Genomic DNA, 8,233 nt, shown 5'->3' with positions numbered 1-8,233 from the left:
GCGGACGGGGTGATCGCCCCATCCGCGGCGACCAACACAATGAACGATTCGCTATACACAAGGGGTGTTCCAGGGAAGGCCAGCGTCTCACTCCGCTGGAGCACCCCTCATCCGACCGAGCTTCGCTCGGCCACCTTCTCCCACAAGGGGAGAAGGCAAGGGCGCCCCTCACTGATGCGCGACCGCTAGTTCCTTCACATGCTTCTCGTGCATCTTCAGCACCGGCAGCGTCTTCTTGGCGAATTCCTTCATCGCCGGGTCGTCGCCGGATTTGGCATAGGTGGAAAACAGCGCAACGGCGTCCTTATGCGCGTCGGTCTGCATCTTGATGTATTTGGCGTCGAACTCCTTGCCGCTGGCGCTCTTCAACTCGTCGAGCATCTGCTGCTCCTTCGGCTGCAGCGCCGGGCCAGCGGGCTTGATCGACGCGGTGGTCTGGCCTTGGCTCAGCGCGGCCTTGAAGTCCTCGCCGGCCTTGCCGTGATCCTTGATCATTTGCGCGGCGAAAGCCTTGACGTCGGCCGACGCCGACTTCTCTTGCGCCAGCTTGCTCGACTCGATCTCGAACGTGTTGGCATTCGGCACCGTTGTGACGAAGCTTTGGGTGTCGACCTTGTTCTCCGTCACCATCGGTCCCACGGCATCTGAATTGTCCGACTGGGCGAGAGCGGCGGGCGCGCCGGCAAGAAGCGCGACGGCAACCAGGGGCAGCAGCGTTTTCATCTCGATCTCCGATCCGAAACAGCCCCTCCGTCTTTCCCAACGCGGCACCGGCCCCAGGGTTGCCTAAGAGGTTGCCTCGAAAGAAGCGCGCGGGCCTGGCGCCCGCGTCGCCCTCAGTGGCAGTGCGCGCCGGGGGCCTGCCCGGCATATTGCAGCTGCTCGTGCCAGTTCGGCCGGCCTTCGGGCGTGAAATCCATCAGGTTCCACAGGATCTCGCAGGTGCCGATGCCGCGCGGGTCCTGGCCTGGGTCTGCCGGTGCGAAATCGAGTTCCGACGACCAGAAATGCCGGATGCCGTCACCATGGCGGTGGAACACCGAAAGCAGCGGTATCTGCGCGCCCTCGGCGGTTTCGGAGTTGTAGTCGCGCTTGAACGCGTTGCCGGCCGACGAGACGAGCCGCATGTTTTTCCAGCCGCGGTCGCGGCCGAGCGCTAGCAGATTGTCGAGCTCGGTCTTCGCCACCACGGCGAAGTTGAAACCCGCCGCTTCGAGATGGCCGATCGCGCCATCGAACTGGTCGAGCAGCGCCGTGCAGGACGGGCATGGCTGGTCCTGCCGGGCAAGCTTCGCCGTCTCGCCGCCTTTCGCCACCTCGCGCGTCTCCTGCGGATGACGCGGGAACATCATCTGGTAGAGGATGAGCGTATCCTTGCCCGGCGCGAACAGGTCCGACAGCTTGACTTTCGCCGACTGGCCCTGGTCGTCCAGGGCGTCGAACACATAGTCCTGCGGCACCAAACCGCCCGGCGGCAAAGCGCGCCTTGCCTCCGCCACCGCTTCCATGGCGCGGCGCAGCTCGATTTCCTTGCGCAGCAATTTTTCGCGCGCGGTGCGATATTTGGCGGATTCATTGGGAAAGGTGATCATGATCGTCTCCTGGCGCCGGCGTCCCGGCGCGGGTTGCTCTACGATCCAAGGACGGCTCGCCGCGACCTGATCCGACATTTCGGCGCACGCATTCCGGTCGCTTTTTTTCGCGTCGCATCTAGCCTTTGACGCCGCCGGCTGTGAGACCCGAGACGATCCTGCGCTGGAAGATCAGCACCAGCACCACCAGCGGCACGGTGACGATCACCGAGGCGGCCATGATGTTGCCCCACGGAATTTCGAACTGCGAATTGCCTGACAGCAGCGCGATCGCCACCGGCACGGTGCGCTGCGTGTTGGTGGAGGTGAAGGTGAGCGCGAACAGGAACTCGTTCCAGGCACTGATAAAGGCGAGCAGCCCGGTGGTGGCTAAAGCCGGCCACATCAGCGGAAGGAAGATGCGCGTGAGGATGGTCCACGGCCCGGCGCCGTCGAGAATCGCCGCCTCCTCGATCTCGACCGGCAGGTCGCGCACGAAAGTGGTGAGCACCCAGACGGTGAACGGCAGTGTGAAGATCATGTAGGACAGGATGAGCGCGAGCAGCGAATTGTAGAGATGCAGCGCCCGGATGATCTCGAACAGCCCGGCCAACGCTGCGACCTGCGGAAACATCGACACCGACAGGATGGCGAGCATCAGCGCCGAGCGCCCGCGGAAGCGGATGCGCGCCAGCGCGTAGGCAGCGGTGACGCCGAGCAGCAGCGAGACCGCCACGACCGCGCCGGAGACGATGAGCGAATTGACGAGATTGCGCAGGAAGGGACCTTCGGTCAGCACGTTGCGGTAATTGGCGAGGCTGAACGATTGCGGCCAGAGGCCTGCCTGGAACAATTCGGTTCCCGACTTCAGGCTGGTGACGATGGCGTAGTAGAACGGGAAGACCGCGACGAAGACGATCGCCAGGAGCAAAAGATAGAAGGCGGCGCGCTTCAGCATTCTCACCTCAGCGCCCTCCGTCGAAACTCAGCCGGCCGAGCCGGATATAGGCGATGGTGAGCAGGCCGATGATCAGGAAAAGCAGCGTCGAGGCGGCCGAGCCATAGGCGAACTTGTCGAACTCGAACAGGTTCTCGCGCGCGAAGATCGACATCGACTTGGTCTGCACGTTGTTGGGCGTCAGCACATAGATCAGGTCGAAGATGCGCAGCGCGTCGAGCGCGCGGAAGATCACCGCCACCATCACCGCCGGCCGGATCAGCGGCAAGGTCACCCGCCAGAAGATCTGCCACGGATTGGCGCCATCCAGCCTTGCCACCTCGAGAATCTCGCGCGGCAGCATCTGCAGGGCGGCCAGGATCAGCAGCGCCATGAACGGCGTCGTCTTCCAGATGTCGACGATCAGCACCGCGATCATCGCGGTATCGGCATTGGCGGTCCAGGCGATCTTGGTGTCGATCAGGCCGAGATTGAGAAGCGCGACATTGATGATGCCGAACTGGTCGTTGAGCATCCACTGCCACATCTTGGCCGAGACGATGGTCGGGATCGCCCAGGGAACGAGGATCGCGGCCCGCACGATGCCGCGCCCGGGAAATTCGGCGTTGAGGGCAAGGGCGACGACCATGCCCAGCACCGTCTCGCAGGCCACAGACACTACGGCGAAGCGCACCGTGTTCCACACCGCGCGCCACCAGACCGGATCGACGAGCAGCCCGTCATAGAGAATGCGGCCGCTCGGCAGCCGCAGCACCGAGAAATAATTGTCGAAGCCCACCCATTGCCTCGCTTCGAGATCGGCCAGCGAGGCGTCGGTGAAACTGTAATAGACCGTGCGCAGGAACGGCCAGCCGGCGACGGCGGCGAGCACGAGAAGCATCGGCGCGAGAAACAGCCATGCCGTGCGCACGCGCCGGCGCATCAACGGCGATCGCCTTGCCGCGGTCACCAGCCCTTGCCTTTCAGCCTGGTCAGTCTTGCCTGGAGCTCGGCCAGATTGTCGGCGGCGGTTCCGTCGCCTGAGATCGTGTTGTGCACGGCCGTCCAGAACTGGCTCGATGCCTCGTTGTATTTGATCCTGGCGGTTGCGGAGGGACGCGGCTGCGCGTTGAGGAAGATCTCTTTCCAGCGCGGCACGATCGGCTGCTGCCTGGCGATGTCGGGGTCGTCATAGAGTGCCGCGATGGTCGGCAGGTTGGACGTCTTCAGCGTCCGGTATTTCTGCATTTCCGGCGATGCGATGAACTTGACCAGGCCGATCGCGGCGGCGGTATGTTTCGAATATTTAGAGACGGCAAGGTTCCAGCCGCCGAGCGTGGCGACCGGCCGCCCGCCTTCGCCGGCGGGCAGCGGCGCCACGTCGAACTTGCCCTTGATCGGCGAATTCTCGCTGTTGCCGAGCGCATAGGCATAGGGCCAGTTGCGCATGAAGACCGCATTGCCGGTCTGCCAGACACCGCGCGCTTCCTCCTCCTGATAGGCAAGCACGCCCGGCGGCGCGATCGTGCCGATCCAGCCCTTGACCATGTCCAGCGCCGCCGCCGCCTTTGGATTGTCGATGGAGATGCGGCCATCCAGCTCGATGATCCCGCCGCCGCCATTCGACATCACCCATTCGAGCGCGTTGCAGGTCAGCCCCTCATAGGCATTGCCCTGGAAGACATATCCCCAGAGGTCCCTGTCGCCGGCCGTCCGCTCCTTGTCCATGACCAGCCTGGCGGTGTCGTGCAATTCCTTCCAGGTGGCCGGCACCTTGAAGCCATATTTGTCGAGCAGATCCTTGCGGTAATAGAGTGCCGGCGCGTCGGTGAAGATCGGCAGCGCGACAAGCCTGCCGTTGACCGTCTGCGATTGGATGATCGACGGGAAATGCTCGCCCACCACATCTTTGGTGGCCTCCGTCAGGTCGACCAATTGGCTGGCCAGCTGCGGCGCCCAGATAACGTCGGTCTGGTAGACGTCGATGTCGCTGCTGCCGGCGGCAAGCCAGAGCCGGTATTGGCCGAACTGGTCGGTGGTCGAAGGCGGGATGACGACGATGTCGACCTTGTTGCCGCTCTTTTTCTCGTAACGGTCGAGTATCTCGCGCAGCACCTTGATGCCGTTGCCGGTGTCGCCCGACACGATCGACAGTTCCACGGCTCGCGCCTGGACAACGCCCAGCATGATGCCGGCGGCCAACGCAAGGAACGCAGAAACAAATTTCACGGGGATGTGGGCCTCCCTCAGCGTCCGGCGGCGCCGTCCCGGCGCCGCGGCTCATCAAGGCCCCTGCGATGAATGCGCGACGCTGCTTACGGTTCCCGACGCTCACACGCGAAGGCTCGAGCCGCCCGATCGTCGAAGCCCCTTCGGTCGGCTCGACCAGGTCGGTGTCCTGTTCCTTCCACTCGCTTCACGCAAAGCGGACGGGCTCCGAAACCCCGCCCCGGAGCCCGCCTGGGAGTGGCTGACGCATGCCGGCACAGCCGCCTCCGACGCCTTGCCAGCGTCGATCCGCCGATCGGCCGCCCGGCATGACGACGCATTAGCATGCCCTAACGTCAGCCTATGTGAAGGAGTTCACAATGCTCGCGCGCAGGGGGTTGCAACGCCGCGCCAGGAGCCTCCGGCGGGCCCGCCGCGCCTTGGGTGTCAGCCTTCCCAGCCGACCGGGACCATGCCGAGCCGCTCGTAGAGCCGGAAGGCCGCGGTGTTCTTCACGTCGTTGCTTTGAGATCGATATGCGCGCGGGACCGTCCGCTCAGGCGTCGGGTTGCAGGCGATGCCGCTTGCGGTCGGAGCCAAGGCCCGTCGCCTCGAGCAGGCCCTTGCGCTTGGCGTCGTAGTAGTAGCCGGTCTGGTAGAGCGTGTCGGCCCGCTTGGCGTTGCCGCCCGAAACCAGCCAGGCGCCGCGCAGATATTTCACCGCGTATTTGAGGTTGGTCTCGGCGTCGAACAGGCCGGCCGCCGGCCCGTCATAGCCCATGCCGCGCGCCGTCGCGTGCTTGATCTGCATCAACCCCCAATGGCCATGATTGTAGGCTTTCGGGTTGAAGGTGCTCTCGCGGTTCACGACATGGCGCACAAGCTCGACCGGCACTTCGTAGATCGCCGAATATTTCTCGATCAGCCGCTCGATCTCGCCGCGCGGGCCGCTGGCGTGCTGCTCGGGCTGGCCGGGTGCCGCCAGCAGCGCCGGATTGTCCGGCGCCACGTAAGCAACCTGTTGGACGCCCGGCATCGGAGCGACTTTCGCCGACTGGCCGGTGACTGGCATGGCCACGCCCGCGGTCCTATAGACCGCCGCTCGGCTGATCGCCGCCGCTCGGCTGATGGATCCTGGGCCGGTCGGCGAGCCGCCGGCCGTCAGCACCGGCGGCGGCGGAAACTGGCCGGCCATCGGCGTCGCGCCGGCGAAAGCCGCGGGCTGAGTCAGAGCCGCGGCGGGCGCACCGGGCTGGACAGGCGGCGGCAACAGCGCGCCTTGCGTCGCGGGCGCGCCTTGCGTCGCGGGCGCGCTTTGCGTAGCGGGCGCGCCTGGCGCGGTCGCCATGGCGACGACATCGCCGGCCAGCGCCGCTGTCTGCACCTGCGCAAGGCCCGAAGGCTCCGGCAGCACGGCCACGGTTTCCGGCAGGGCAACGGTCGGCGCGTCGTCCGCGACAGCAGGAGTCGATGCGTCCGCAAGCGCGGGCGCGGCCTTCATCTGCGAGGTCGAGGTGCAGCCGCTGAGCCCGGCTGCTGCAACGAGCACGCCTATCGCGGTGAATATGATTTTAGCTGGCAAGCCGTGCGGGTCCGGTTTGTCGGTTGTTAAGGAGTCCTTACACCAGCGATTCACACCCGGCAATCGGGGCCACCAGGCGGTTTTCGGGTGGCGATAACAGGGCGGAGATGCCATATTGTTCTGGATATGTACTCGTTTTTCGCTGTTTTGCGGAAGGAAAACGTTATGAAATCCGCTTCCGAGATCACGGCCGGCCACGCAGTGTTAGAAACAGTGATCGGCTACATGGGCATCGCCTGGAGCGAGAAGGGCCTGATCCGGCTCTGTCTGCCCGAACGCAGCCGCGAAGCAGTCGAGCGCCGGCTGTTCCGCCACCCCGGTGTTTCGACCTCGACAGACCAGCCGCAATGGGTGGTCGAGCTGATCGCGTCGATCAAGGTCTATGCCGCCGGCGAGGACGTCGACTTCTCCGGCGTGCCGGTCGACCTCGACGGCGTCGACGACTTTCGCCTCGCTATCTACGATGCCGCACGCAAGCTCGGCTTCGGCGAGACCACCACCTATGGCGAACTGGCCAAGCGCGCCGGCCATGCCGGGCTTGCCCGCGAGACGGGTGCTGCGCTTGGTGCCAATCCGGTGCCGCTTGTCATTCCCTGCCATCGCATCCTGGCAGCCGGCGGCAAGATCGGCGGCTTCTCCGCCCCGGGCGGCTCGGCCACCAAGGAAAAGATGCTGGCCATGGAAGGCGTTCGCGTCGGCCCGCCGCCGGCCGCGCAGGCCTCGTTCGGGTTCTGAGGAGCAGAGTCCTTTCACGCCCTTTAATCTTGCAGGAACCGGCGGCGGAAGCGCCGCTCGAAATCGGGGCGCTTGCAGACATAGACCATGCAGGACCTGGTGTCGGCGCTCGGCACATAGGCGCGCGCCCTCACTTCGCCCGCGTTGCAGAAGCGCTCGTCGCGCACATAGCGATCGTAAAGCGGCAGCCCCGGCACGCGCGTCGACTGGTAGCGCAGGATGACGGCGCCCTGTCTGGCGATCGTCGCCTGCACCCGGTCGCAGCTCATGCGCGTCGGATCGTAACGCGTCACCGCCTGCGCCTCGGCGGCCAGCAGCAGGAAGCAGGCGGCAAGCAGAATGGCTTTCATGGCTTCTCTCCTCGGAAGGGCAAGCATCCCATCCCTTCACAACGCGGCACCACTGTCAAAACTTCCATGCTTGCGCTCCGCTCGATCCGGCATGCGGGCGGCGTCCAGGCAACCCGTCTTGTTTTCTTGCTCAAACTATCCTATATCCGGAGCATTGAATTTGGCCGATCGATCGGGCCGCGATCTTCGCGTTTGCTGACGTCTATCTCCAAAATTTCGATACCGCCGGCCGGACATTGGTCCGGTCAAACAAAAGCAAATGTGAAGGGCATTCTATATGGCAACTGGTACGGTCAAGTGGTTCAACGCCACCAAAGGCTACGGCTTCATCCAACCTGACAATGGCGGCGCGGACGTTTTCGTCCACATCTCCGCTGTCGAACGCGCTGGGATGACGAGCCTGGCTGAAGGCCAGAAGATCAACTTCGAGATCGAGCAGGACCGCCGCACCGGCAAGTCCGCTGCTGGGTCTCTGAGCAAGGCAGCCTGATTTGGCTTAAGCATTTTGCGGCCAGGCTTTACGGCCGGCGACGCGAAATGCGACTAAGTAAGGCGCGCACCGGGCCAAGGTTCGGGGCGCGCGGCAAGTCACGGATGTACTGACGGTCGCGCGAGAAGCGCGCCGGAGCGAAAAGACCCGACAAGCTGGAACAGCAGATAGCTGCCAGTCCGGACCGGACGCTCCCGATCAGGCTACCGGCACAGGAAGGCGGGCATTGCCCGCCTTTTTTGTTGTCTGGATTTTGGCGAGTTGCCTCCTTCTCCCCGTTCACGGCAGGGCTGTCCGGGGAAAGAGAGGGGTGAATCGAAATGCCACATGCGCATGCCCCGTAAGACGGCGGTTTTCCGT

At 64.5% G+C, this 8,233-nt stretch carries 9 protein-coding genes; 2 read left to right on the top strand and 7 right to left on the bottom strand.

Features of this window, described 5'->3' with window-relative positions:
- Positions 1–168: 168 nt before the first annotated feature.
- From LB565_RS29605 to LB565_RS29580, 6 genes are all read right to left on the bottom strand, one after another.
- Entirely contained in the window at positions 169–723 is a 555-nt protein-coding gene (locus LB565_RS29605) for a DUF4142 domain-containing protein (protein ID WP_224589604.1), read from the bottom strand.
- Between the two features lie 113 nt (positions 724–836).
- Positions 837–1,592 carry a DUF899 family protein gene (locus LB565_RS29600; protein WP_224589603.1) on the bottom strand — a complete coding sequence of 252 codons (756 nt, stop codon included), beginning with the start codon at positions 1,590–1,592 and terminating at the stop codon, positions 837–839.
- Positions 1,593–1,710: 118 nt separating this feature from the next.
- On the bottom strand, positions 1,711–2,529 hold the full coding sequence (locus LB565_RS29595; protein WP_224589602.1) for a carbohydrate ABC transporter permease: 819 nt from the start codon (positions 2,527–2,529) through the stop codon (positions 1,711–1,713).
- Positions 2,530–2,536: 7 nt separating this feature from the next.
- Complete coding sequence (locus LB565_RS29590) at positions 2,537–3,451, bottom strand: carbohydrate ABC transporter permease (protein WP_224589606.1); 915 nt, start codon at positions 3,449–3,451, stop codon at positions 2,537–2,539.
- A 23-nt stretch (positions 3,452–3,474) separates the two neighbouring features.
- Positions 3,475–4,695, bottom strand: a complete 1,221-nt coding sequence (locus LB565_RS29585; protein ID WP_224589605.1) for an ABC transporter substrate-binding protein — start codon at positions 4,693–4,695, stop codon at positions 3,475–3,477.
- Between the two features lie 577 nt (positions 4,696–5,272).
- On the bottom strand, positions 5,273–6,298 hold the full coding sequence (locus tag LB565_RS29580) for a transglycosylase SLT domain-containing protein (protein WP_224589601.1): 1,026 nt from the start codon (positions 6,296–6,298) through the stop codon (positions 5,273–5,275).
- Positions 6,299–6,463: 165 nt separating this feature from the next.
- On the opposite strand from LB565_RS29580, the gene LB565_RS29575 reads away from it, so the two are divergent.
- Entirely contained in the window at positions 6,464–7,033 is a 570-nt protein-coding gene (locus LB565_RS29575) for a methylated-DNA--[protein]-cysteine S-methyltransferase (protein ID WP_224589600.1), read from the top strand.
- Positions 7,034–7,056: 23 nt separating this feature from the next.
- Here the strand turns inward: LB565_RS29575 and LB565_RS29570 are convergent, their stop codons facing one another.
- Positions 7,057–7,383, bottom strand: coding sequence for a hypothetical protein (locus LB565_RS29570; RefSeq protein WP_140838556.1), 327 nt, complete (start codon positions 7,381–7,383; stop codon positions 7,057–7,059).
- Between the two features lie 277 nt (positions 7,384–7,660).
- Here LB565_RS29570 and LB565_RS29565 point away from each other — a divergent pair, with 277 nt between their 5' ends.
- A complete protein-coding gene (locus LB565_RS29565) occupies positions 7,661–7,873 on the top strand; it encodes a cold-shock protein (protein WP_027168154.1) in 213 nt (70 codons plus the stop codon).
- Positions 7,874–8,233 lie beyond the last annotated feature (360 nt).

The sequence above is a fragment of the Mesorhizobium sp. CA14 genome (genome assembly GCF_020165195.1).
Taxonomy (GTDB): domain Bacteria; phylum Pseudomonadota; class Alphaproteobacteria; order Rhizobiales; family Rhizobiaceae; genus Mesorhizobium.
This window is presented reverse-complemented; position numbering and strand designations above follow the sequence as displayed.

Excerpts from the sequence above, each read along its gene's own strand:
- LB565_RS29565 (WP_027168154.1), top strand. The coding sequence starts at position 7,661 with ATGGCAACTGGTACGGTCAAGTGGTTCAACGCCACCAAAGGCTACGGC.
- LB565_RS29570 (WP_140838556.1), bottom strand. The coding sequence starts at position 7,383 with ATGAAAGCCATTCTGCTTGCCGCCTGCTTCCTGCTGCTGGCCGCCGAG.
- LB565_RS29585 (WP_224589605.1), bottom strand. The coding sequence starts at position 4,695 with ATGCTGGGCGTTGTCCAGGCGCGAGCCGTGGAACTGTCGATCGTGTCG.
- LB565_RS29605 (WP_224589604.1), bottom strand. The coding sequence starts at position 723 with ATGAAAACGCTGCTGCCCCTGGTTGCCGTCGCGCTTCTTGCCGGCGCG.
- LB565_RS29590 (WP_224589606.1), bottom strand. The coding sequence starts at position 3,451 with ATGCGCCGGCGCGTGCGCACGGCATGGCTGTTTCTCGCGCCGATGCTT.
- LB565_RS29595 (WP_224589602.1), bottom strand. The coding sequence starts at position 2,529 with ATGCTGAAGCGCGCCGCCTTCTATCTTTTGCTCCTGGCGATCGTCTTC.
- LB565_RS29575 (WP_224589600.1), top strand. The coding sequence starts at position 6,464 with ATGAAATCCGCTTCCGAGATCACGGCCGGCCACGCAGTGTTAGAAACA.
- LB565_RS29600 (WP_224589603.1), bottom strand. The coding sequence starts at position 1,592 with ATGATCACCTTTCCCAATGAATCCGCCAAATATCGCACCGCGCGCGAA.